This is a genomic window from Streptomyces sp. DI166 (assembly GCF_900091315.1).
In the GTDB taxonomy this organism is placed as follows: Bacteria; Actinomycetota; Actinomycetes; order Streptomycetales; family Streptomycetaceae; genus Streptomyces; species Streptomyces fuscus.
The window spans coordinates 45,273-68,249 of record NZ_FLSP01000005.1 but is presented as its reverse complement, the minus strand read 5'-3'; the positions used below and the strand labels follow the sequence as shown (position 1 = coordinate 68,249).

The 22,977-nt window shown below is 71.8% G+C and carries 18 protein-coding genes; 9 read left to right on the top strand and 9 right to left on the bottom strand.

Annotated features, from left to right (window positions below; genetic code table 11):
* Positions 1 to 237: 237 nt before the first annotated feature.
* On the top strand, positions 238 to 714 hold the full coding sequence (locus tag GA0115233_RS04095) for a carboxymuconolactone decarboxylase family protein (protein ID WP_093718678.1): 477 nt from the start codon (positions 238 to 240) through the stop codon (positions 712 to 714).
* Positions 711 to 1,178 (top strand): iron chaperone, encoded by a 468-nt coding sequence (locus tag GA0115233_RS04090; protein ID WP_093718677.1) that lies wholly within the window; start codon positions 711 to 713, stop codon positions 1,176 to 1,178. The genes GA0115233_RS04095 and GA0115233_RS04090 overlap by 4 nt, the downstream gene beginning before the upstream one ends.
* A 14-nt stretch (positions 1,179 to 1,192) precedes the next feature.
* Here GA0115233_RS04090 and GA0115233_RS04085 read toward each other — a convergent pair whose 3' ends face one another.
* The gene (locus tag GA0115233_RS04085) at positions 1,193 to 2,323 is read right to left on the bottom strand and encodes a magnesium and cobalt transport protein CorA (protein ID WP_093718676.1); all 1,131 of its coding nucleotides are present in this window, start codon (positions 2,321 to 2,323) and stop codon (positions 1,193 to 1,195) included.
* A gap of 130 nt (positions 2,324 to 2,453) precedes the next feature.
* Here GA0115233_RS04085 and GA0115233_RS04080 point away from each other — a divergent pair, with 130 nt between their 5' ends.
* The gene (locus GA0115233_RS04080; protein WP_093718675.1) at positions 2,454 to 3,557 is read left to right on the top strand and encodes a winged helix DNA-binding domain-containing protein; all 1,104 of its coding nucleotides are present in this window, start codon (positions 2,454 to 2,456) and stop codon (positions 3,555 to 3,557) included.
* Between the two features lie 95 nt (positions 3,558 to 3,652).
* Here GA0115233_RS04080 and GA0115233_RS04075 read toward each other — a convergent pair whose 3' ends face one another.
* The 3 genes from GA0115233_RS04075 to GA0115233_RS04065 all read right to left on the bottom strand — a co-directional run bounded on the left by GA0115233_RS04075 (position 3,653) and on the right by GA0115233_RS04065 (position 8,598).
* Positions 3,653 to 4,447 (bottom strand): S1 family peptidase, encoded by a 795-nt coding sequence (locus GA0115233_RS04075; protein WP_093718674.1) that lies wholly within the window; start codon positions 4,445 to 4,447, stop codon positions 3,653 to 3,655.
* Between the two features lie 301 nt (positions 4,448 to 4,748).
* Positions 4,749 to 7,559 carry an ATP-binding protein gene (locus tag GA0115233_RS04070; protein ID WP_093718673.1) on the bottom strand — a complete coding sequence of 937 codons (2,811 nt, stop codon included), beginning with the start codon at positions 7,557 to 7,559 and terminating at the stop codon, positions 4,749 to 4,751.
* Between the two features lie 196 nt (positions 7,560 to 7,755).
* Entirely contained in the window at positions 7,756 to 8,598 is an 843-nt protein-coding gene (locus tag GA0115233_RS04065) for a helix-turn-helix transcriptional regulator (RefSeq protein WP_093718672.1), read from the bottom strand.
* A 204-nt stretch (positions 8,599 to 8,802) separates the two neighbouring features.
* Between GA0115233_RS04065 and GA0115233_RS04060 the strand changes: the two genes are divergently transcribed.
* From GA0115233_RS04060 to GA0115233_RS04040, 5 genes are all read left to right on the top strand, one after another.
* Positions 8,803 to 10,470 carry an AMP-binding protein gene (locus GA0115233_RS04060; protein ID WP_093718671.1) on the top strand — a complete coding sequence of 556 codons (1,668 nt, stop codon included), beginning with the start codon at positions 8,803 to 8,805 and terminating at the stop codon, positions 10,468 to 10,470.
* Complete coding sequence (locus GA0115233_RS04055; RefSeq protein ID WP_093718670.1) at positions 10,467 to 12,056, top strand: AMP-binding protein; 1,590 nt, start codon at positions 10,467 to 10,469, stop codon at positions 12,054 to 12,056. Before GA0115233_RS04060 ends, GA0115233_RS04055 begins: the two co-directional genes overlap by 4 nt.
* Positions 12,057 to 12,132: 76 nt before the next feature.
* Entirely contained in the window at positions 12,133 to 13,167 is a 1,035-nt protein-coding gene (locus GA0115233_RS04050) for a LacI family DNA-binding transcriptional regulator (RefSeq protein ID WP_093718749.1), read from the top strand.
* A gap of 266 nt (positions 13,168 to 13,433) precedes the next feature.
* Entirely contained in the window at positions 13,434 to 14,555 is a 1,122-nt protein-coding gene (locus GA0115233_RS04045) for a GH12 family glycosyl hydrolase domain-containing protein (RefSeq protein WP_093718669.1), read from the top strand.
* 109 nt (positions 14,556 to 14,664) lie between these two features.
* On the top strand, positions 14,665 to 15,744 hold the full coding sequence (locus tag GA0115233_RS04040) for a lytic polysaccharide monooxygenase auxiliary activity family 9 protein (protein WP_093718668.1): 1,080 nt from the start codon (positions 14,665 to 14,667) through the stop codon (positions 15,742 to 15,744).
* A 281-nt stretch (positions 15,745 to 16,025) separates the two neighbouring features.
* Here GA0115233_RS04040 and GA0115233_RS04035 read toward each other — a convergent pair whose 3' ends face one another.
* Positions 16,026 to 16,724, bottom strand: coding sequence for a hypothetical protein (locus GA0115233_RS04035; RefSeq protein WP_093718667.1), 699 nt, complete (start codon positions 16,722 to 16,724; stop codon positions 16,026 to 16,028).
* A 161-nt stretch (positions 16,725 to 16,885) separates the two neighbouring features.
* On the opposite strand from GA0115233_RS04035, the gene gcl reads away from it, so the two are divergent.
* Entirely contained in the window at positions 16,886 to 18,670 is a 1,785-nt protein-coding gene (gene gcl / locus GA0115233_RS04030) for a glyoxylate carboligase (protein ID WP_093718666.1), read from the top strand.
* A gap of 348 nt (positions 18,671 to 19,018) precedes the next feature.
* Here gcl and GA0115233_RS04025 read toward each other — a convergent pair whose 3' ends face one another.
* From GA0115233_RS04025 to GA0115233_RS04010, 4 genes are all read right to left on the bottom strand, one after another.
* Positions 19,019 to 19,264 (bottom strand): hypothetical protein, encoded by a 246-nt coding sequence (locus tag GA0115233_RS04025; RefSeq protein ID WP_093718665.1) that lies wholly within the window; start codon positions 19,262 to 19,264, stop codon positions 19,019 to 19,021.
* Between the two features lie 302 nt (positions 19,265 to 19,566).
* Positions 19,567 to 21,024, bottom strand: a complete 1,458-nt coding sequence (locus tag GA0115233_RS04020; protein WP_093718664.1) for a catalase — start codon at positions 21,022 to 21,024, stop codon at positions 19,567 to 19,569.
* Between the two features lie 176 nt (positions 21,025 to 21,200).
* Positions 21,201 to 22,094, bottom strand: coding sequence for a 2-hydroxy-3-oxopropionate reductase (locus GA0115233_RS04015; protein WP_093718663.1), 894 nt, complete (start codon positions 22,092 to 22,094; stop codon positions 21,201 to 21,203).
* Between the two features lie 28 nt (positions 22,095 to 22,122).
* Positions 22,123 to 22,944, bottom strand: a complete 822-nt coding sequence (locus tag GA0115233_RS04010; protein WP_093718662.1) for a TIM barrel protein — start codon at positions 22,942 to 22,944, stop codon at positions 22,123 to 22,125.
* Between the last annotated feature and the right edge of the window lie 33 nt (positions 22,945 to 22,977).

Genomic DNA, 22,977 nt, shown 5'->3' with positions numbered 1-22,977 from the left:
GGCGCGGAAGCACGGTCCGTCCCCCGGGCGGAAGCACTGTTCATCCCGGGACAGAAGCGCCGTCCGTCCCATCGCCGCAGAAGTCTTTCCGCCCCGGTCCACGCAGGTCAAGGGCCGTTCCGCTGTCCCACGCCGTCCCACGCGCATGGTCGGTACGTCCGGGCCGGGCTGTGATGGAGCCACACCCCGACGGAAACGGGGCACCGAGAACCGGACCGGAAGAGAAGGGAGAGAACGATGCGGCCCCGTATGCGGAACCCCGCCGATGTCCTGCCGGACACGGCCCGGCCCCTGACGGAGATCCTCCGCGCCGTGCACTCAGCCGGCCCGGACCCGCGGACGCTGGCCCTGGTACGGCTGCGGATCAGCCAGATCAACGGCTGCGGATCCGATGTCCACGCCGGGGTCACGGCGGCCCGCGCGGCCGGCGTCAGCGACGAACGCCTGCACGCCCTCGCCGCCTGGCGGGACACCGCCTGGTTCACCCCGGCGGAACGGGCGGCCCTGGAACTGGCCGAGACCGCCACCCGGCTCGCCGACCGGCCCGACGCGGTCGACGACCGCACCTGGGACCGGGCGGCCACCTACTACGACGAGCGCAGGCTCGCCGCGCTGATCCTGCTGATCGGCACCACCAACCTGCTCAACCGGCTCGGCGCCATCACGCGCCAGAGCGTCCCCGCGAACGACAGCAACGGAAGGAACCCGTCATGACCAGCACCCGGCAGACCGCGGACCGCGACAGCGACACCCAGGAGTGGACCGCGCAGGAGCGCGCCGCGATGAAGGAGCGCGCCAAGGAAGTGAAGGCCTCCTCCCGCCGCACCTCGCGCGCCGAGAAGGAGGCCCAGGACCGGGCGGCCGTACTGGAGAAGATCGGCGAGATGGGCGAGTCGGACCGGGAGCTGGCCGAGCGCGTCCACGCCGTCGTCACCTCCACCGCCCCCGAACTGGCCCCGAAGCTCTGGTACGGCATGCCGGCCTACGCCAGGAACGGCAAGGTCGTCTGCTTCTTCCAGAGCGCGCAGAAGTTCAACTCCCGCTACGCGATGCTCGGTTTCAGCGACACCGCGGCCCTCGACGAGGGAAACATGTGGCCCACCTACTTCGCCCTCGCCCGCCTCACCCCGGCCGACGAGACCCGGATCGCGGAACTGGTCTCCAAGGCCGTGAGCTGAGCCCTGCCCGGGGTTCACAGCCAGTCGCGCCGCTTGAAGACCGCGTACAGGCCGGTGCACACCACCCCCATCAGGAGCAGGGCGAAGGGGTAGCCGAACAGCCAGCGCAGTTCCGGTATGTGCTCGAAGTTCATGCCGTAGATCGTGCCGACCAGGGTGGGCGCGAACAGGATCGCCGCCCACGAGGAGATGCGCTTGATCTCCTCGTTCTGTTCGAAGCCCGCCTCGGCCAACGCCCGCATCTCCGCGTTCTGTTGCTGGGTGACCAGGGTGGCGTTGACGGTGAGGATCTCGGTCAGGGCCTGGCGGAAGGAGTCGACGCGCTCACTGGTGTGCGTGACATGGTCGGCGACGTCGCGGAGGTAGCGCTGGAGCTCCTCGTCCGTGCCGTACTTGGCGAAACCCGCCATCAGGCCGTGCAGCATGCCGACCAGGGGGCGGGTGGCGCGCTGGAACTCGACCATTTCGCGGGAGAGTTCGTAGATGCGGCGGGACACCTCCGGATCGCCGCTGAAGACCTCCGTCTCGATCTCGTCGATGTCGTTCTGGACGCCCTCGACGACCGGAGCGTAGCCGTCGACCACCGCGTCGAGGATCGCGTACAGCACCGCCTCCGGGCCCAGCCGCAGCAGTTCCGGTGTCTCCTCCATCCGGCGGCGCACCGCCGACAGGTCGGGTGCCGCGCCGTGCCGGACCGTGATCACGAAGTCGGGGCCGACGAACACGTGCAGCTCGGCGAAGTCGACCTGCTCGGGCGCGTCCAGGTAGCGGGCCGCCCGCAGGACGACGAAGAGGGTGTCGCCGTAGCGTTCCAGCTTCGGGCGCTGGTGGGCCTCCAGCGCGTCCTCGACGGCCAGCGGATGCAGGTCGAACTCGGCGGCGAGCGACTTCAGTTCGGCGGCCGGAGGGCGGGCCAGGCCGATCCAGGCCATGCCGGAGGGCTGTTCGCGCAGGGCGCGGTAGGTCTCGGCGAGCGTGGCGGGGGAGGAGACCCGCACCCCGTCCCGGTAGAGCACCGCCTGCACGATGCTCGGCGGTTCCGGCTCGGCGGGCGGGGGACCGTCGTCGGGACGCGCGGGGCGCGGTATGCCGGCGGGGGCGGTCAGGGCGCGGCGCCAGACGGACTTCCGGTTGCTCTTCGCCATCGTGCTGCCTCTCGGCCGATGCCCGGGTGATCTCGCGTCAGGCTATACGGGCACCTCGGTGGCCGGGCGCGACCGGGCGCGGCGCGATCGCGGACCGTATCTGTCCGCAATCGGTACTAGCGTGCGGAGCATGACGAAGACGACCGCCCAAGGCCCCGTTCTCGGCACCCGCGCCCTCAACCGCGCCACCCTCGACCGGCAACTGCTGCTGCGCCGCACCCCGATGTCCGCGCGGGCGGCCGTGGAGCACCTGGTCGGCCTGCAGGCGCAGGAGGTCAAGCCGCCGTACTACGCGCTCGCCGCCCGCCTCGACGGCTTCACGCCCGAGGAGCTGGCCGGGACGCTGGAGCGGCGCGAGACCGTGCGGATCGTCACCGTCCGGTCCACCATTCATCTGCACACCGCCGACGACAGCCTCGCGCTGCGTCCCCTCGTGCAGCCCGCCCGGGACCGGGAGATCGGCATCTTCCGCAAGGGCCTCGTCGGCGTCGACCTGGACCGGCTCGCCGCCCTCGCCCGCGACCTGGTCGAGGAGGAGCCGCGCACCATGAAGCAGCTGCGGGAGGCGCTGGGCCCCCAGTGGCCGGACGCCGATCCGCAGGCCCTCGCCATCGCCGCCCGCTGCAAGCTGCCGCTGGTGCAGATCACCCCGCGCGGGGTGTGGGGCAGGAGCGCCCAGGTCCGCCTCACCACCGCCGAACACTGGCTGGGCCGGGACGCCGAGCCCGCCGCGGACCTCGACGCCACCGTGCTGCGCTACCTCGCCGCCTTCGGCCCGGCCTCGGTGAAGGACTTCCAGACCTGGTGCGGGCTCACCCGGACCCGCCCCGCCTTCGAGCGGCTGCGCCCCGACCTGGTCACCTTCCGCGACGAGAACGGCGTCGAGCTCTTCGACCTCCCCGACGCCCCGCGCCCGGACCCCGGGACCCCGGCGCCGCCCCGCTTCCTGCCAGAGTTCGACAACCTGCTGCTCTCCCACGCGGACCGCACCCGGGTGGTCCCGCCCGCGAACAAGGGCCGCACCTGGCAGGTGAACACCGTCTTCTGCCCGCTCCTCGTCGACGGTTTCCTCGCGGGCGTCTGGCTGATCAGCGACGGCTCGCTGGTCATCGAGCCGTTCCAGGACCTCACCAGGGCCCAGCGCGCCGAGGTCGTCGCGGAGGGGGAGTACATGCTCAAGGTCATGCACCCCGAGACGTCGTACGACATCCGGTTCGGGAAGGTGCTGCCCTGACGGCGGACATGGATCGGGGGCGTTGCGGGCCGCTCGTGGAGGCCCGCAACGCCCCCGGGTTTGTCACCTGAGGGATACTCAGGAGTCTTCTCAGGTCACGAGTTGACCTGCGCCGTGACCAGGCTGGAGAACGTGGTCAGCCGGGTGTAGACGCCCGGGTGGCCGGCCGCCGCGCAGCCCTCTCCCCAGGAAGTGATCCCTGCCAGGACGCCCCCGACAAGCAGGGGACCGCCGCTGTCGCCCTGGCAGGTGTCAACGCCGCCGGAGGTGTATCCGGCGCAGACCATGTCGGACGCGATGTAGTCCGAGCCGTAGGAGTTCGCACAGCTGGAGCTGGAGACGATCGGCACCGTCGCCGTGCGCAGCTGGTTGGAGGAGCTGCCGTTCGAGCGGGTGGTGCCCCAGCCGAGGATCCGCGCGGTGGTGCCCGCCGCGTACACGCCGGTCTGGGTCGAGGAGACGTACGGCGCCGGGGTGTACGGCATCGACGTCGACAGGGTCAGCACGGCCACGTCGTCGCCGTTGGTGGCGTCGGTGTAGCTCGGGTGGATCCAGATCCTGCTGACCCGGCTGACGGTGCCGTTGGTGCCGTTGCGGTAGGTGCGGCCGCCCACGACCCGGACGGTGCTGGTGGTCTCGCCGACCATGCAGTGCGCGGCGGTGACGACCTTCGTCGGGGAGACGAGGGTGCCGCCGCAGAACTGGTTCTGCCCGGAGTCGGTGATCTGCATCATGAACGGGTACGCGGAGGTCGTGGTCGTCGAACCGCCCACGATGGGCTGAGGAGCCGCGACGGCGGCGGGGGCGGGGCCGATCAGCGCGGTGGCCGCGGCGGCTGCGCCGACCGCGAGCACGGTCGCGGCCTTCCTGGCACGGGTGAGCCCGAACATGAGTCTCCTGGGGAATTGCCGGTGGGGGGTCGCACGGGAGGTGGGGGGTCTTGCACGGGGGTCGCGGGACCGACCCCCGTATGCCCGGCGAGCGGCACGAGGCATACGCTAGAACCGGACCGGACCCCTTCCCAAGAGGGGAACCCCCTAAGGGAGTTGGGCAGGGAAAACCCTCGGTCGGCCCGGCCAAACCCCCGGTGCCGGTGAATCCGCGGTTCCGCGCTTGCCGAACAGCCGGTGAGCCGGCCCGCCGAGCCGACGGCGCCTCAGTTGGCGGGACAGCCGGTAGGCCGACGGCGCCTCAGTTGGCCGGACGGCCCGCCGCCAGTCTGACGATGTCGACGCGCGAACGGATCCCGAGCTTGCGGTAGACCCGGGTCAGCGTCGCCTCGACCGTCTTGACGCTGATGAACAGCCGCCCCGCTATCTCCCGGTTGGTGGCGCCCTCCATGACCAGCGCCGCGACCTGACGCTCCATCGCGGCCAGTGAGTCCAGCGCGTCCAGCGTCGCGGCCGGGGCCTCGGCGCGCACCGGTTCGACCGGGGGCGCGGTGGCCGCCGCCTCGACCTGGCCCAGCCACGGCAGCGCCCGGCACCGCCGGAACAGCCGGGCCGCCTCGTCGTACGAGGTGGGCCCCGGCCGGTGCGTGCGCAGGGCCGCCAGCGCGAACGCCGCGCGCGCCTCCTCCAGGCCGTAGCCCAACTTGGCCAAACGGTCCTGCACCGATGTCAACCGGTCCAGCGCGGGCTCCCGTTCACCCCGCGCCGCGCGCACCAGCGCCTCGGCGCGGTCCAGTACCGCCAGCACCGACTCCCGGCCCAGGCGCAGCGCACGGGCCCGCGCCGTGTCGATGACGTCCTGCGCCTCCTCCAGCGCCCCGATCCGCACCAGTGCCTCGGCGAGATCGCCGTGCCAGCGCCCGCGCGCCGGGTCGGTGATGCCGAGCCCCTGCTCCAGCTCGCGCACCCGGCGCAGCGAGGTCACCGCGGCGGGCGTGTCACCGGCCACCAGCTGGGCGTGCCCGAGCGCGGCCAGCGCACGCGACTCGTACATCTGGTCGCCGTCCTGCTCGGCGTGGTCCAGCGCCTCCCGGGCCAGCGCCAGCGCCCGGTCCAGCGAACCGCCCGCCGCCTCGGCGAACGAGGTGAGCACGGCGGAGGCCACCTCGCCGATCCCGGTGTCCCGGGCCAGCCGCAGGCTCTCCCGGGACAGGTCCAGGGCGCGGGCGCAGTGCCCGGTGCGCAGCTCGGTCTCGGCGAGCCCGCGCAGGAAGTGCACCTCGCTCTCCACCGAACCGCGCCGCCGTACCTCGCGCAGCAGCCCGGTCACCGTGGCCCGCGCCTCGGCGAGCTGGTCGCTCATCATCAGCCAGCGGAACCGCGCGTACCCGGCGCCGTTGTGGTGCCAGGCCACCCGCGGGTCCTGCGGCTCGCGCAGCGCCCGCTTGATGGTCTCGGGCGCGTCCGGGTGGCCCATCAGGGTCTCGATCTGCGCCTGGAAGGCGAGCGCCATCAGCTCGGTGTACCGGTCGCCGCCGCGCGCGGCGAGCTGCGCGGAGTACGCCGTCTCCTCGCGGGCCGGGTCGAAGTCGCCGTCCACCAGCAGCGCCCGCCAGCCCAGCTGGTAGTGGATGCGGGCCAGCAGCCTCGGGTCGTTGCCCGCGTCGGCGAGGGCCTGCGGGAAGACCGCGTCCACCTCGGACATGGCGTGTCCCGCGGTCTCGATCACCACGATCCAGGCCCGCACCCGCTCGGCGGGCACCGTCGACCCGGCCAGCACCTCGCGGGCGATGTCCCGGGCGAGGTCCAGCTCACCGGCGGTGATGGCGTCCTCGGCGGCCTGCAGCAGCACCGCGTGCGGGCCGTCCTCGGCCGGGGTGTGCCGGGCGGCCAGCCTGCCCAGCGAGGCGGCGACCGAGGGCGCGCCCCGGTCCCGGGCCAGGGCGGCGGCCTCCGCCAGTGAGGCGGCCACCTCCGGATCGGTGCCGGTGGTGGCGAGCGCCAGGTGCCGGGCCCGTTCGATGGGGTCGGAGGCCGCCTTGGACAGCGCGGCGTGGGCGGCCCGACGCTCCTGCGCGGACGCCTCCGCGTACAGCGCGGCCGAGATCAGCGGATGCGCGAACCGTACGGCCGGGCCCTCCGAGTCGGTGGCCAGCAGCCCGAGCGCTGCCGCGTGCGCGGTCTCCGCCTCGGCGTCGGCGCGCCCCGCCGCGCTCAGCGTGGCCAGCGTGGGCCGGGCGCCGGCGCTGGCCACGAGGAGGGTGTGGCGGGCGTCGGGGGAGAGCATCTCCAGCCGGCTGAGGACCAGCGCGCGCAGCGAGGTCGGCACCGGCAGTGGTTCGCCGGGCCGGGGCGGGGTGGGGTTCTCGGCGAGCGCGCGGCCGAGTTCCAGGGCGAAGAGCGGGTTGCCGCCGCTGGTGCGGTGGATCTCGCGGACGGTGGTGCGGGGCAGACCGGAGTAGCCGCGGTGGTCGAGCAGGTCGGCGACCTGGGTACGGGAGAGCGGGCCGAGCCGGAGAGCGAGGGTGTCCGGCGGGGAGGCGCGCAGATGGCGGTCGTACTCCTCGTCCTCGGTGCGGGCCGCGCACAGCATCCGCACCGGGGTGTCACCGAGGCGGCGGGCGGCGAAGCCGAGGAGTTCGGCACTGGCCGGATCCAGCCACTGCAGGTCGTCGGCGACGATCAGGACGGGGCCCTCGGCGGCGAGGGCGCGCAGGGCGGAGAGGACGGCGAGGCGCAGGGCGAGGCCGTCGCGCTGGAGCGTGGACTCGCCGCGACCGGTGAGCGCCGACTCCAGGGCGGTGCGCTGGGCGGCGGGCAGCTTCTCGCAGACCTCGTCCAGGACCAGGCCGAGGAGGTCGGCGAGGGCGAGGAAGGGAAGGTGGGATTCGGACTCGGTGGCGGAGCAGCGCAACACGGTCCGGACCGCGGTGCCGTATTCGGCGGCCAATGCCCGCAGAACGGTGGACTTTCCAATTCCGGCGGGCCCGTGGAGCAGGACACTGCCGCCCCGGGACAGCTGATCGCGCGCGGCGGCGAACGGCTCGTCCCTGCCGATGACCAGGTCGGAGCGGGATCTGGCAGGCTCCCTGAAGTCCTGTGGCACGGTCACCGCTCCCCTCCGTGTGGCGTGTCCTGGCCAATATTAGGCAATGGTTCTTTGAATTCCGGAGGGCCGGACGAGTGAGCCAAATTACAGACACGGAGCATGTCAATTCGGAGCACGACGACTCCCCCTGGGGGCGCGGGGAACTGCGCGACCGGCCACCACGCGCCCGCAGCCGCCCAACAAGCCCCGGGGGCGCCCCCTAGGGCAACACCCCCGCCCGCCGCGCAGCGACCACCGCCTCGCCCCGGGTATGCGCCCCCAGCTTCCGCATGGCCGACCGCAGGTACCCCTTCACCGTCTCCACCCGCACCCCCAGCCGCTCGGCAGCCACCGCGTTGGTGGCCCCGGCGGCCACACAGGCCAGCACGTCCACTTCCCGGGGCGCCAGGGAAACGGGCGAGGACGCGCCCTCCCCGGTGAGCATCCCGCACACCGACATCAGCTCGTCCCGGAGCCCCGGATCGGACACCCGCGGCGCCAGCGCCCGCAGCGCCGCATGAGCCTCCCGCACCTGTTCCCAGGCGGCACCCCCCGCCGCTCCCGGCGAGGGATCGGGCGAGGGATCCGGCCGCGCCGCCTCCAGCAGCTCCCGGGCCGCCTCCCGCACCACCAGCGCCTGCTCCACGTCCCGCGCCGCGGCCACGGCGGCGGACAGCGTGCGGTCGCCCAGCGGCTGGGCGGTGCGCAGGGCGCCGTAGAGGACACCCCGGACCCGGCGCCGTACCACCACCGGCACGGCCAGGACCGAGCGCAGGCCCTCCGCCTCGACGGCGGAGTCGTACTCGTGGCTGATCTGCCGGGAGGAGGAGTAGTCGGTCACCGCGCACGGCCGGGCCAGGGCCACCGCCCGCCCGCCGAGACCGGTACCCGCGGTGACCGCGAGGCGGCTCAGGGAGCGCGTGGCGGTGCCGTTGAGCTCGCTGATGAGCATGAGCGGGCGCGCGTACTCGACCAGACCGCCGAACGCGACCGGCAGCCCGGTCGTGCGCCGCAGCCGCGCCAGCGCGGCCCGGATCTCCGTCGAGGCGCCCTCTGCCGTCACCTGCCTGCCTTCCCGTCCGGGGCGTCACCCCCATTCGGGGGTAGTGAGACCTGCATCACGGATTACACGATGACAGGGAGCCGCCGGGCAATGGTCCGGGACCAAGGAGGACTACGGCAGACACATGACAGCCACACCCAGGACCCCTGGGCTTCCCGATCTTACGAATGACCGGAACGAACCCAGGAAGAAAGGTATGGACACATGACGGCCACCGAGGACTTCCGCAGGGCACGGGACTTCCTGCTGGAGCACCGCGAGGACTACGCCACGGCCTACGACGGGTTCCAGTGGCCCCGGCCCGAGCGCTTCAACTGGGCCCTGGACTGGTTCGACGTGATCGCGGAGGGCAACGACCGCACGGCCCTGCACATCGTCGAGGAGGACGGCAGCGAGCGGCGGCTGTCCTTCGCCGAGCTGTCGGAGCGCTCCGACAGGGTCGCCAACTGGCTGCGCGAGCGGGGAGTGGAGGCCGAGCACCGGATCCTGGTGATGCTCGGCAACCAGATCGAGCTGTGGGAGACCGCGCTGGCCGCGATGAAGCTGCGCGCGGTCGTCATCCCGGCCACCCCGCTGCTCGGGCCCGCCGATCTGCGCGACCGGGTGGAGCGCGGACGCGTGCGGCAGGTGATCGTGCGGTCCGAGGACACCGGGAAGTTCGACGAGGTGCCCGGCGACTACACGCGCGTCGCGGTCGGCGGCGCCCGGGAGGGCTGGCTGCCGTACGAGGACGCCTACACGGCGCCCTCCGGCTTCACCCCGGACGGGCCGACCCGCTCCGACGACCCGCTGATGCTCTACTTCACCTCCGGCACCACCGCCCGCCCCAAGCTGGTCGAGCACACCCACCTGTCGTACCCGGTCGGCCATCTCGCCACCATGTACTGGATCGGTCTGAAGCCCGGCGACGTGCACCTGAACATCTCCTCCCCGGGCTGGGCCAAGCACGCCTGGTCGAACCTGTTCGCGCCGTGGAACGCCGAGGCCACCGTCTTCCTGCACAACTACACGCGCTTCGACGCGGCCCGCCTCATGGCCGAGATGGACCGGGCGGGCGTCACCACCTTCTGCGCCCCGCCCACCGTGTGGCGCATGCTCATCCAGGCCGACCTGTCCGCGCTGCGCACCCCGCCGCGCGAGGCCGTGGCGGCGGGCGAGCCGCTGAACCCCGAGGTCATCGAGCAGGTACGGCGGGCCTGGGGGGTCACCATCCGGGACGGCTTCGGGCAGACCGAGACGGCCGTCCAGGTCTCCAACAGCCCCGGCCAGCCGCTGAAGACCGGCTCCATGGGCCGCCCCAGCCCCGGCTACCGCGTCGAACTGCTGGACCCGGTCAGCGGCGCGCCCGGCGCCGCCGAGGGCGAGATCGCCCTCGACCTGTCGGCCCGCCCGGTCGGCCTGATGACCGGCTACCACGGCGACGCCGACCGTACGGCGGAGGCGATGGCGGGCGGCTACTACCGCACCGGCGACGTCGCCTCCCGCGACGAGGACGGCTACCTCACCTACGTGGGCCGCAGCGACGACGTCTTCAAGGCCTCCGACTACAAGATCAGCCCCTTCGAGCTGGAGAGCGCCCTGCTGGAGCACGAGGCGGTCGCCGAGGCGGCCGTCGTGCCCGCACCGGACGAGCTGCGGCTCGCCGTGCCCAAGGCGTACATCGTGCTCGCCGAGGGCTGGGAGCCCGGACCGGACACCGCGAAGGTGCTCTTCGAGCACTCCCGGCAGGTCCTCGCCCCCTACAAGCGCGTGCGCAGGCTGGAGTTCGCGCCGCTGCCCAAGACCGTCTCCGGCAAGATCCGCCGGATCGAACTGCGTGAGGCCACGGCGGCCGGCTCGGACGCCGAGTACCGCGAGGAGGACTTCCGGTGACCGCACTGTCGTACGCGCACGGAACCGGCGACACCCCACTCCTCGGCGACACGATCGGGGACAACCTCGCCCGCACTGCCGCCACTTGGCCCGACCGGGAAGCCCTCGTCGACGTGCCCACCGGACGGCGCTGGACGTACGCGCGGCTCCTGGCCGACGTGGACGAGCTGGCGTACGCGCTGCTCGCGTCCGGGGTCTCCAAGGGCGACCGGGTCGGGATCTGGGCGGTCAACTGCGCCGAGTGGGTGCTCGTGCAGTACGCCACCGCGCGGATCGGCGCGATCATGGTGAACATCAACCCGGCGTACCGCACCCACGAGGTCGAGTACGTGCTCAAACAGGCCGGGATCTCCCTGCTGTTCGCCTCGCTCGGGCACAAGACCAGTGACTACCGGGCCATGGTGGACGAGGTCCGCCCCAACTGCCCCGCGCTGCGCGAGGCGGTGTTCTTCGGCGACCCGAGCTGGGACGCGCTGCGCGCCCGCGCCGTCCCCGCCGCCCTGCCCGACGACCTGTCCTGCGACGACCCGGTCAACATCCAGTACACCTCGGGCACCACCGGCTTCCCCAAGGGCGCCACGCTCTCCCACCACAACATCCTCAACAACGGTTACTTCGTGGGGGAGTTGATCGCGTACAGCGAGCAGGACCGGGTCTGTCTGCCTGTCCCGTTCTATCACTGTTTCGGCATGGTCATGGGGAATCTGGCAGCTACGTCCCATGGTGCCTGCATTGTCATCCCCGCCCCGTCCTTCGAACCCCGGGCCACCCTGGAGGCGGTGCAGCAGGAGCGCTGCACCTCGCTGTACGGCGTGCCCACCATGTTCATCGCCGAGCTGAACCTGCCCGGCTTCGCCGACTACGACCTCTCCTCGCTGCGCACCGGCATCATGGCGGGCTCACCCTGCCCGGTGGAGGTGATGAAGCGGGTGGTCAGCGAGATGAACATGGCCGAGGTGTCCATCTGCTACGGCATGACGGAGACCTCGCCGGTCTCCACCCAGACCCGGCGCGACGACGACCTCGAACACCGCACCGGCACCGTCGGCCGCGTCCTGCCGCACATCGAGGTGAAGATCGTCGACCCGGTCACCGGCGTCACCCAACCGCGCGGCACGGCGGGGGAGTTGTGCACACGCGGGTACAGCGTGATGCTCGGCTACTGGGACGAGCCGGAGAAGACCGCCGAGTCCGTCGACCCCGCCCGCTGGATGCACACCGGCGACCTGGCGGTGATGCGCGAGGACGGGTACGTCGAGATCGTCGGCCGGATCAAGGACATGATCATCCGGGGCGGCGAGAACATCTACCCGCGCGAGATCGAGGAGTTCCTCTACGCCCACCCGAAGATCGCCGACGTCCAGGTCGTCGGCGTCCCGCACGAGCGGTACGGCGAGGAAGTGCTCGCCTGTGTCATCCCGCGCGACGGCGCCGACCCGCTCACCCTGGAGGAGCTGCGCGCCTTCTGCGACGGCAGGCTCGCCCACTACAAGATCCCCACCCGCCTCCAACTCCTCGACGCCTTCCCGATGACGGTGTCCGGAAAGGTGCGCAAGGTGGAACTGCGTTCCCGGTACGGGGGTTGACCCGCCGAGGGCGTCCGGTCCGGGGAAACACGGGGCGGGACCTCCCCGTATGATCGGACGCCCTTGGGGGGTGAACATGGCGAAACGGCGGCCCGGTCCGGCGCCCACGCTGGAGCAGGTGGCGGCGCTCGCCGGGGTCGGCAGGGGCACCGTCTCCCGCGTCATCAACAACGAGCCGGGCGTGAAGGAGTCGACCCGCCGCGCCGTGCGGAAGGCGGTGGCCGAACTCGGCTACGTGCCCAACCTGGCGGCCCGCACCCTCGCCGGACGGCGCGCGGACGCCGTGGCGCTGGTGATGACCGAGCGGGACTGGCGGCTGTTCGGCGAGCCGTTCTTCTCGGAGACGGTCACCGCCGTCTCCGACGCCCTCAGCGACACCGACGTCCAACTGCTGCTCACGCTCGTGCGCACCGACGCCGAGCGGCAGCGTTTCGTGGAGTACGCGCGCGGCGGCCGGGTCGACGGGGTGCTGCTGATGTCGGTGCGCGCCGACGACCGGCTGCCGGACATGCTCGCCGACGCCGGTCTGCCCACCGTGCTGCTGGGCCGCCGCTCCGGCGACGAACGGGTCACCTACGTGGACGCGGACAACGCGGGCGGCGCCCGGGAGGCCGTCGGTCACCTGGTGCGCGGCGGCCGGCGCGCGATCGCCGCCATCACCGGACCGCTCGACATGTACGTCGCCCGGTGCCGGCTGCGCGGCTACCGGCAGGCACTGGCCGAGGCGGGGCTGCCGGACGAGCCGTCGCTGACCGTCGAGGGGGACTTCTCCGAGGCGAGCGGACGGCGCGCGACGAGCGAACTCCTGCTGCGGCACCCGGCGTTGGACGCGGTGTTCGCCGCCTCCGACACCATGGCCGCCGGGGCGCTGGCGGTGCTGCGCGCCGCCGGGCGCCGGGTGCCCGAGGACGTGGCGGTCATCGGCTTCGACGACTTCCAGCTCGCCCAGCACACCGACCCGCCGCTGACCACCGTCCGCCAGCCGCTGGAGGAACTCGGCCGCACGATGGTCCGGTTGCTGCTGGACGAACTCACCGGGTCCGGGCAGCCGGAGGTGGCCTGGCGCCATGTGGTGCTGCGGACGCGGTTGGTGGTGCGGGAGTCGGCCTGAGGCGGGGGTCTTGACCGTCCTAGATCGGGAGCGCTCCCAACTCCCCTCCACCATAAGGGCGTTGACGATCAAGTCGTGACCTGCGCCTTCGAAATCCCTTCGACGGATTGACGCGCGCAGGGTTGTCAGGGACATGTGGCACTCCTACAGTCGCCACCGAAACCGGTGGGATGGGAGCGCTCCCATACGTGGGCAAGTGGGAGCGCTCCCGAAGTCCCAGCAGTACTTCCCCCTGTCGAATCCGGTTCCCGCAGAGAGGCCCCCGCATGCGATCCTCACCGCACCGCCTCCGCACCGCCCGCGCGCTGCTCGGCGCCCTGCTCACCGCCCTGGCCACGCTCGCGGCGCTCGTCGCCGCGGTTCCCCCGGCCCAGGCCGACACCCTGATCTGCGAGCAGTACGGCTCGACGGTGATCCAGGGACGCTACGTCGTCCAGAACAACCGCTGGGGCACCAGCGCCCAGCAGTGCGTCACCGCCACCGACAGCGGCTTCCGGCTCACCCAGGCCGACGGCTCGGTCCCCACCAACGGCGCCCCCAAGTCGTACCCGTCGGTCTTCAACGGCTGCCACTACACCAACTGTTCACCCGGCACCAACCTCCCCGCGCAGGTCAGCGGCATCTCCAGCGCACCCAGCTCCATCTCCTACGGCTTCGTCTCGGGCGCCGTGTTCAACGCCTCGTACGACATCTGGCTGGACCCGACTCCGCGCACCGACGGGGTCAACCGGACCGAGATCATGATCTGGTTCAACCGGGTCGGCCCGATCCAGCCGATCGGCTCGCAGGTCGGCAGCGCCAACGTCGGCGGACGCGGCTGGGAGGTGTGGACCGGGTCCAACGGCTCCAACGACGTGATCTCCTTCGTCGCGCCGTCCGCGCTCAGCAGCTGGAGCTTCGACGTCATGGACTTCGTCGACCAGGCCGTCGCGCGCGGACTCGCCCAGCCCAACTGGTACCTGACCAGCATTCAGGCCGGGTTCGAGCCGTGGCAGAACGGTGCCGGGCTCGCCGTGAACTCCTTCTCCTCCACGGTGAACACCGGCGGTGGCGGCCCCACGAACCCGCAGGGCGGCTGCGAGGTGGCGTACGAGCCCACCGTCTGGCAGGGCGGCTTCACCGCCAACGTCACCATCCGCAACACCGGTTCGACCGCGGTGGACGGCTGGCAGCTCGGCTTCACCCTGCCCTCCGGTCAGCGGATCACCGGTTCCTGGAACGCGAACCTGTCCGGCGCGAGCGGTGCCGTGGTGGCGAGCCCCGTCGCACACAACGGGCAGATCGCCGCGGGTGGCAGCCAGAACTTCGGCTTCCAGGGCACCTACAGCGGCTCCTTCGCCGAGCCGTCCGCCTTCACCCTGAACGGCAGCGCCTGCACCGTCGCCTGATTCGCACGGCACCCGCCCCCACACTCCTCCGCCGGTCCGGCGCGCAGCCGGCCCCGGACCGGCGGGGGTTCCACAGCGGACAGTTCGACGACCGACAGGAGAACGACACATGGCACGACGCAGAAACCGCCTGCTCTCCTTGGCGGCGGTCCTGGCCACGCTGCTCGGCGGCCTGGGGCTGGCCCTGCTGGGGCAGGGCAGCGCCCAGGCGCACGGCGTGGCGATGATGCCCGGATCGCGGACCTACCTCTGCTATCTGGACGCCAAGACCACGAACGGCGCCCTCGACCCGAGCAACCCCGCCTGCAAGGCCGCGCTCGCGGAGAGCGGAGCGACCGCGCTGTACAACTGGTTCGCCGTGCTCGACTCCAACGCGGCGGGCCGGGGCGCCGGTTACGTACCCGACGGCAAGCTGTGCAGCGCGGGGGACAAGTCCCCGTACAACTTCACCGGCTACAACGCCGCCCGCTCCGACTGGCCCCGCACCCATCTGACCTCGGGTGCCACGATCCGGGTCAAGTACAGCAACTGGGCCGCGCACCCGGGTGACTTCCGGGTCTATGTCTCCAAGCCCGGCTACTCGCCCTCCACCGAACTGGGCTGGGACGACCTGGAGTTGATCCAGACGGTGACCAACCCGCCGCAGTCCGGTTCGGTGGGCAGCGAGTCCGGCCACTACTACTGGGACCTGCGGCTGCCCTCGGGCCGCTCCGGGAACGCGGTGATGTTCATCCAGTGGGTGCGTTCGGACAGCCCGGAGAACTTCTTCTCCTGCTCCGACATCGTCTTCGACGGCGGCAACGGCGAGGTGACCGGCATCGGCGACGACGGCGGCGACACGGACCCGACACCCACCCCGGACCCGACCGACCCGCACACCGGGGAGTGCATGGCCGTGTACTCGGTGACCAGCTCCTGGAACGGCGGTTTCCAGGGCTCGGTCGAGGTGATGAACCACGGCACCGCGCCCCTCAACGGCTGGGCGGTCCGCTGGCAGCCCGGCACCGGCACGACGATCAGCAGCGTCTGGAACGGCAGGCTGAGTCCGGGCACGGACGGCACGGTCACGGTCCGCAACGCCGACTACAACGCCACGGTCCCCGCCGACGGCAGCGTGACCTTCGGCTTCACGGCCACGTCCACCGGCAACGACTTCCCGGTGGGCACGATCGGCTGCGTCAACCCCTAGGCCGAGTCCGCGACGTCCCGCCTGCCGCCCGACGCCCGGCACGCTCCCCCTGGCTCTTCGAGCCAGGGGGACCCCACTCGCCCCACCGGCCGGCCACCCGCGTACTGGCTGTACGCGGGTGGCCGTCCGGCACGCCGAGAGCACGCCCCGGACGCCGCTCGGCCCGCCCTCCGGACGGACGACGCGACTCTGCGGACGCGACCCAGCCCCGGCGGCTGACACAGCACCGGCCGCGCCGACCCCCGTGGAGAGGGGTCGGCGCGGCCGTGTGTGGGCCGGGGTCAGTCCGCCGTGGCGTCCAGGGCGTCCGCGTGGCTGTTGACCGGCTGGGGTGTGCCCGTGAGGTCCAGGACGAAGAGCGGGACGCCCAGGGCGTCGGCGCGGGCGCGGGCCTCCGGGGAGAACCCGGCGAGGGAGAAGTAGGCGCAGCCGGCCGACTCCGTCATGGCCGTCAGCCACAGGCACTCCACGTCCCGTACCGCGGCCGGGCGGACAGTGGGGTCCACCTGGGCCAGCAGACCGCGCGCGGCCAGTCCGATGCCGGAGGGCGGACGCTGGTCGGCGCGGCGGATGTCGCGGTAGCCGAGCCAGCGCAGGTACAGGGCGGCCGCGGTGACCGCGTCGCGTGCCGTGCGGATGGTGACCGGCTGGAAGACGCGGCGGCGACGGGACGGGGAGGCCGGCGGCTCGGCCCCGCCCGGTTCGGACCGCGCGCCCGCCACGGGGATACGGACCACCGTCCCGCAGGGGCAGCCCAGCTCCGGGTACGGCCACTGGCCCCGCCGTCCGCAGGCGGCGCAGGGCACCGTCACCCACTCCTCCGCCCACGCCCGGTGGACCACGGCCGTCGGTGTCCCGTGGTGGTCCAGCGGCGGGGTGACGGGGGCGCCGCAGGCGCACGGATACGACGGCGCCGCGTACTGATGCTCACGTCCGCAGGCCGGGCAGCACACCGCCACGCTCTCGGGCATGCCCCCCATGGTTCCGCAGGCGTCCCCCGCTTGTCCGTCTCTTGACTGCCTTCGTACCGCCGCCTACATTGCTTCCAAATAGTAGAAACTAATTTCCGCTATACGGAAGAGCTCAACCGACGGGGCGCGACGGGAGTGCGAATCCGACAGCCGAAGCAGGAGTACTCGACATGGCTCGAATGACCGCTGCCCGCGCGGCAGTTGAGATCCTCAAGCGCGAGGGCGTCAGCAACGCGTTCGGCGTGCCCGGCGCGGCGATCAACCCCTTCTACGCCGCGCTCAAGGCGTCCGGCGGCATCCAGCACACCCTCGCCCGGCACGTCGAGGGCGCCTCGCACATGGCCGAGGGCTACACCCGCACCCACCCGGGCAACATCGGCGTGTGCATCGGCACCTCGGGCCCGGCCGGCACCGACATGATCACCGGCCTGTACTCCGCGACCGGCGACTCCATCCCGATCCTGTGCATCACCGGCCAGGCGCCGACCGCCGTGATCCACAAGGAGGACTTCCAGGCCGTCGACATCGCCTCGATCGCCAAGCCGGTCACCAAGATGGCGGTGACCGTCCTGGAGGCCGCGCAGGTCCCCGGCGTCTTCCAGCAGGCCTTCCACCTGATGCGCTCCGGCCGCCCCGGCCCGGTCCTGATCGACCTGCCGATCGACGTCCAGCTCACCGAGATCGAGTTCGACCCGGAGACCTACGAGCCGCTCCCGGCCTACAAGCCCGCCGCGACCCGCGCCCAGATCGAGAAGGCGATCGGCATGCTGAACGCCGCCGAGCGCCCGCTGATCGTCGCGGGCGGCGGCATCATCAACGCCGACGCCGCCGAACTGCTCGTCGAGTTCGCCGAGTTGACCGGCACTCCGGTCGTCCCGACGCTGATGGGCTGGGGCCTGCTGCCCGACGACCACGAGCTGAACGCCGGCATGGTGGGCCTGCAGACCTCGCACCGCTACGGCAACGCCACCTTCCTGGAGTCCGACTTCGTCCTCGGCATCGGCAACCGCTGGGCCAACCGCCACACCGGCAAGCTGGACGTCTACACGGCGGGCCGGAAGTTCGTCCACGTCGACATCGAGCCCACCCAGATCGGCAAGATCTTCGCCCCCGACTACGGCATCGCCTCCGACGCCAAGGCGGCCCTGGAACTCTTCGTCGAGGTGGCCAAGGAGCTGAAGGCGGCCGGGAAACTCCCCGACCGCTCCGCCTGGGCCGCGTCGGCGCAGGAGCGCAAGGAAACCCTCCAGCGCCGTACGCACTTCGACAACATCCCCATCAAGCCGCAGCGCGTCTACGAGGAGATGAACAAGGCCTTCGGCCCGGAGACCCGGTACGTTTCCACCATCGGCCTCTCGCAGATCGCCGGCGCCCAGATGCTGCACGTCTACCGGCCCCGGCACTGGATCAACTGCGGCCAGGCGGGCCCGCTCGGCTGGACCGTCCCGGCCGCGCTGGGCGTCGCCAAGGCCGACCCGGAGGCGCAGGTCGTCGCCCTGTCCGGGGACTACGACTTCCAGTTCATGATCGAGGAGCTGGCGGTCGGCGCCCAGCACAAGATCCCGTACGTCCATGTCCTGGTCAACAACTCCTACCTCGGCCTGATCCGCCAGGCGCAGCGGGCCTTTGACATCGACTTCCAGGTCAAGCTGGAGTTCGAGAACATCAACTCGCCCGAGCTGGGCGTCTACGGCGTGGACCACGTCAAGGTCGCCGAGGGCCTCGGCTGCAAGGCGATCCGGGTGACCGACCCGGCCGAACTCGGCGCCGCCTTCGAGGAGGCCAAGAAGCTCGCCGCGCAGTTCCAGGTGCCGGTCGTCGTCGAGGCGATCCTGGAGCGCGTCACCAACATCGCGATGTCGACGACCAACGACATCAGCAATGTCGTGGAGTTCGAGGAACTGGCGACGGAACCGGCGCACGCGCCGACGGCGGTCAGGGCGCTGAAGGCCTGATCCCGAGGGGCCGCGCACAGCACGCGGGGACACGCAGGGGCAGCTCATCCGGGGGGTGAGCTGCCCCTCCTCGTCGTGCGTGGGGCCCGGCCCCGCAGCCGCGGCCCCTGTTCGGCCCGAGACCCGCCGCACACCCCCGTCCGGCGGATCTCGGGTCGCCCCCGTCGTGCTCGGCCCGCCCCGGACACCCCTGACCGGGTGGGCTCCCGAGGCCCGCCGCCCCCGTGCCGGCGGGCCTCCGATGACGAGAATGTGCCCGCGCCCGGGGGCAGTTGAAGCCTCCGGGCGCGGGTTCAGAGGTTGATTTGAGGGTTGCGTAGAAGAAGTACGGACGGCGGTGTACGCGGGTCACGGGCCGGGGGACTCGTGGTGCTCCGAGAGGCCCGGCCAGTCGTCGGGGCCGCCGCCCTGCCATTCGATCAGGTCGCTCTCCGCGACGTCGGTGACGTACAGGTCGGCCAGTCGCAGGAACTCGGCCACGTCGTCGGCGTGCGTGGCGACGCCCAGGGTCTCGTCCCCCGCGGTGACCCGGCGGGAGCCGTCCAGGGCGGGGGAGTGGACCACGATGTGCGGATGCCGCGTCGGTTGTGCCATGTCTCCAGGCTCCTGCGCACGGCGGCGGCGCGCACCCCGGGGACACGGGAAGGCACGGGCGGAAAAGGGAGCAGCGCCGGACACGGGACCGTCCGTGTCCGGCGCTGCTCGGTGTTTCGGGACCGCGGCGGCGGCGACGGAGCCGGAGGCACCCCTCCCTCTGGTCGAGAGCGGTACCCGGTCCTTCACCACCGCACTGGCTCGCCTGCCGCCGCGGTCCTCACCCTGCCCCGCGCCCGTCCGCCGCTCGACCACCCCTCATCCGGGTCTCACGGCCGCTGCGGACGCGGTCAGGGAGCCTCTCAGTCCTCGCGCAGGGCGCGGACCGCCTCCTCCACGCGCTTGCCGTACTCCGGGTCGGCGGCGTGGAAGTGGGCCAGGTTCTTCTCGATCACGTCGTCGCGGGAGACCTGGGACAGGCTTCCGGCGATGTTGGCGACCAGTCGCGACCTCTCCTCGGCCGACATCAGCCGGTACAGCTCACCGGCCTGGTAGAAGTCGTCGTCCTTGGTGTGCTGCGGGGCCTCGTGCGTGCCGGTCCAGCCGGACACGGCGAGCGGGGCGGACAGCGGGCGGCCGGTCTCGACGGGGCCGTCGTAGGAGTTCGGCTCGTAGTTCTTGGCGTAGCGGCCCTGGGAGTTGGACGCCATGAAGCCGTCCCGGCCGTAGTTCTGCGCGGTGGTCGCCCTCGGGGCGTTCACCGCGAGCTGGGTGTGGTTGACGCCCAGGCGGTAGCGGTGCGCGTCGGCGTAGGCGAACAGGCGGCCCTGGAGCATCTTGTCGGGGGAGGGGCCGATGCCGGGGACGAAGTTGTTCGGGGAGAACGCGGCCTGCTCGACCTCGGCGAAGACGTTGTCCGGGTTGCGGTCCAGCACCAGCCGGCCCACGCGCTGGAGCGGGTAGTCCTTGTGCGGCCACACCTTGGTCAGGTCGAAGGGGTTGAAGCGGTAGTCCGCCGCCTCGGCCGCCGGCATCACCTGCACGTACAGCGTCCAGGACGGGTGCACGCCGCGCTCGATGGCCTGGAGCAGGTCTGTCTGGTGCGAGGCCGGGTCCTGGCCCGCGACCTCGGCGGCCTGCTCGCTGCTCAGGCAGCGGATGCCCTGGTTGGTCTTGAAGTGGTACTTGACGAAGAAGGCCTCGCCCTCGGCGTTCGTCCACTGGTAGGTGTGCGAGCCGTAGCCGTTCATGTGCCGGTACGAGGCCGGGATGCCGCGGTCGCCCATCAGCCAGGTCACTTGGTGCGTGGCCTCGGGGGCGTGCGCCCAGAAGTCCCAGACGTTGTCCGGCTCCTGACGGCCCGTGAAGGGGTCGCGCTTCTGCGAGTGGATGAAGTCGGGGAACTTGATCGGGTCCTTGATGAAGAACACCGGGGTGTTGTTCCCGACCAGGTCGTAATTGCCTTCCGCCGTGTAGAACTTGACGGCGAAGCCGCGCGGGTCGCGGACCGCGTCCGCGCCGCCGAGGCTGTCGGCCACGGTGGAGAAGCGCACGAACACCTCGGTGCGCTTGCCGACGGTGTCGAGGAAGTCGGCGTGGGTGAAGCCGGTGACGTCGTCGGTGACCTCGAAGTGGCCGTAGGCGCCGCTGCCGCGGGCGTGCACCACGCGCTCCGGGATGCGCTCACGGTTGAACCGGGCGAGCTTCTCCAGGAGGTGCTGGTCCTGGAGCAGGAGCGGACCGCCGACGCCGGCGGAGGCGGAGTTCTGGTTGTCGGCGACCGGGGCGCCGGACTCGGTCGTGAGCACGCGCTTCGACATCGGGGACCTTCCATGCGGGAGTCAGCGGAAAACCTTTTCCGCTTGATGGAGCCTAGGTTTGGGGCAATCCGAACGTCAACAGTTTGTTGAAGTGGATTCCGGGCGGCGCCGCCGCCTGGGCGCGACAGGACAGATGTCAGCGGCGACGCCGCCCGGAGGTCTGGGAGTTGCGGCCGTCAGACCCGCGCGCCGGAGAGGCGCTCGACCGCGCGCAGCAGCGCGGAGTGGTCCAGGCCGCCGTCGCCCTGGGCGCGCAGCGAGGCGACCAGCTGGGCGACCACGGCACCGACGGGCAGGGCGGCGCCGACATTGCGGGCGGCGTCGGTCACGATGCCCATGTCCTTGTGGTGCAGGTCGATCCGGAAGCCCGGCTTGAAGTCGCGCTGGAGGAAGTTGTCCTTCTTGCGCGTCAGCACGGTCGAGCCCGCGAGGCCGCCGTTCAGCACGTCGAGCGCGGCCTTGAGGTCCACGCCGGACTTCTCCAGGAAGACCACGGCCTCGGCGCACGCCTGGATGTTGACGGCGACGATGAGCTGGTTGGCGGCCTTCACGGTCTGACCGGAGCCGTGCGGACCGCACAGCACGATGGTCTTGCCGAGTGCCTCGAAGATGGGCAGCGCCTCGTCGAAGTCGGCCTGCTCACCACCGACCATGATCGACAGTACGGCCTCGATCGCCCCTGCCTCACCGCCGGACACGGGGGCGTCCAGCACGCGGATGCCCTTGTCCTTGGCGGCCTTGGCCAGGTCGACGGAGGTCTGCGGGGTGATCGAGGACATGTCGATCAGCAGCGCGCCGGGGCGGGCGTGGGCGAGGATGCCGTCGGGGCCGTAGGCGATGGCCTCGACCTGCGGGGAGGCGGGGACCATGGTGATGACGACGTCGGCGTCCTTGACGGCCTCGGCGATCGAGGACGCCGCCGTGCCGCCGGCCCTGGTCAGCCGGTCCAGCTTCTCCTGCTCCAGCGTGAAGCCGGTGACGTCGTAACCCGCCTTGATCAGGTTCTCGGACATGGGGGAGCCCATGATCCCGAGACCTATCCAGGCGATCTTGGGAAGGGTGCTGCTCATGAGGGTGTGTGCCTTTCGGTAGGGGCGGTCAGCGGCGCAGCCAGTCGAAGGACTCGGCGCTCGGGCGGTCGCCCGGCTTGTACTCAAGTCCGACCCAGCCGTCGTAACCCGCCTTCGCGAGCTGGTCGAGGAGGTCTTCGAGGGGCAGCGCACCGGTGCCCGGGGCGCCCCGGCCGGGGTTGTCGGCGATCTGGACGTGCCCGGTCCTCGCCGCGTACTGCTCGATCACCGCCGGGAGGTCCTCGCCGTTCATGGACAGGTGGTAGAGGTCCATCAGGAAGCGGGCGTTGTCCAGCCCGGTGGCCTGGTTGACCTTGTCCACGATGCCCACCGCGGCGGCCGCGCTGACCAGCGGGTACAGCGGCGACTCCGGCTTGTTCAGCGCCTCGATCAGCAGGACCGCGCCGATCCGGTCGGCGGCGCGCGCGGCCAGGACCAGGTTCTCCAGTGCCAGCGCGTCCTGCTCGGCCGGGTCCACGCCCTCGACGCGGTTGCCGTACAGGGCGTTGAGCGCCTTGCAGCCCAGCGACTCGGCGAGGCCGGCGGCCACGTCGATGTTCGCGCGGAACCGCTCCGACTCCTCGCCCGGCAGCGACAGGGCGCCGCGGTCGGGGCCGGGGAGCTGCCCGGCGTAGAAGTTCAGACCCGTGAGCTGGACCCCGGCGTCCTCGACGGCCTTCCTCAGGGCGTCCAGCTCGGACCGCTCGGGGGTGGGGGTGTCGATCCAGGGCCACCACAGCTCGACCGCGGTGAAGCCGGCCGCCGCGGCGGCCGCGGGGCGCTCCAGGAGCGGGAGTTCCGTGAAGAGGATCGACAGGTTGACGTTGAAGCGCTGCTCTGCGAATCCCATCGCCGGCGCTCCCTTCCGTTGTCGAGATTCCGT

Bases quoted from the DNA above. Each gene is read 5' to 3' on its own strand.
- GA0115233_RS04060 (WP_093718671.1), top strand. From the start codon at position 8,803: ATGACGGCCACCGAGGACTTCCGCAGGGCACGGGACTTCCTGCTGGAG.
- GA0115233_RS04025 (WP_093718665.1), bottom strand. From the start codon at position 19,264: ATGGCACAACCGACGCGGCATCCGCACATCGTGGTCCACTCCCCCGCC.
- GA0115233_RS04075 (WP_093718674.1), bottom strand. From the start codon at position 4,447: ATGTTCGGGCTCACCCGTGCCAGGAAGGCCGCGACCGTGCTCGCGGTC.
- GA0115233_RS04045 (WP_093718669.1), top strand. From the start codon at position 13,434: ATGCGATCCTCACCGCACCGCCTCCGCACCGCCCGCGCGCTGCTCGGC.
- GA0115233_RS04015 (WP_093718663.1), bottom strand. From the start codon at position 22,094: ATGAGCAGCACCCTTCCCAAGATCGCCTGGATAGGTCTCGGGATCATG.
- GA0115233_RS04050 (WP_093718749.1), top strand. From the start codon at position 12,133: ATGGCGAAACGGCGGCCCGGTCCGGCGCCCACGCTGGAGCAGGTGGCG.
- GA0115233_RS04035 (WP_093718667.1), bottom strand. From the start codon at position 16,724: ATGGGGGGCATGCCCGAGAGCGTGGCGGTGTGCTGCCCGGCCTGCGGA.
- gcl (WP_093718666.1), top strand. From the start codon at position 16,886: ATGGCTCGAATGACCGCTGCCCGCGCGGCAGTTGAGATCCTCAAGCGC.
- GA0115233_RS04090 (WP_093718677.1), top strand. From the start codon at position 711: ATGACCAGCACCCGGCAGACCGCGGACCGCGACAGCGACACCCAGGAG.
- GA0115233_RS04080 (WP_093718675.1), top strand. From the start codon at position 2,454: ATGACGAAGACGACCGCCCAAGGCCCCGTTCTCGGCACCCGCGCCCTC.
- GA0115233_RS04010 (WP_093718662.1), bottom strand. From the start codon at position 22,944: ATGGGATTCGCAGAGCAGCGCTTCAACGTCAACCTGTCGATCCTCTTC.
- GA0115233_RS04040 (WP_093718668.1), top strand. From the start codon at position 14,665: ATGGCACGACGCAGAAACCGCCTGCTCTCCTTGGCGGCGGTCCTGGCC.
- GA0115233_RS04095 (WP_093718678.1), top strand. From the start codon at position 238: ATGCGGCCCCGTATGCGGAACCCCGCCGATGTCCTGCCGGACACGGCC.
- GA0115233_RS04085 (WP_093718676.1), bottom strand. From the start codon at position 2,323: ATGGCGAAGAGCAACCGGAAGTCCGTCTGGCGCCGCGCCCTGACCGCC.
- GA0115233_RS04020 (WP_093718664.1), bottom strand. From the start codon at position 21,024: ATGTCGAAGCGCGTGCTCACGACCGAGTCCGGCGCCCCGGTCGCCGAC.